Annotated in this window: 1 pseudogene; it reads left to right on the top strand. The window is 50.0% G+C overall.

From position 1 onward, the window contains the following. Window positions 1–13: 13 nt before the first annotated feature. Window positions 14–240: pseudogene (locus HBA93_RS23250) on the top strand (hypothetical protein); the annotation flags it as partial.

Below are 240 nucleotides of genomic sequence, written 5' to 3'. Positions count from 1 at the left end.
CAGGGCAGGCAGCTTGTTAAAACCGGATCGTGATATTGATGATACTGCGACTAAGCAGGAGACTGATGGCGCTGTAAGTGGAGCGCATCGGATCAAACTGTTTGGAAAAACGATTCCGTTGCCGCAATCTGTCTGGTTGCGACGAGCATTAGGCGGCAGTCTGGTTGTCGGAGGTGTATTCAGCTTTTTACCGGTGCTTGGCGTTTGGATGTTGCCGCTTGGGTTAATTATTCTTTCACG

The organism is Ochrobactrum sp. SFR4, assembly GCF_019730395.1.
Taxonomy (GTDB): Bacteria; Pseudomonadota; Alphaproteobacteria; order Rhizobiales; family Rhizobiaceae; genus Pseudochrobactrum.
Note: the sequence above shows the minus strand (reverse complement) of the source record. Positions and strands in the feature narration are given on the sequence as shown.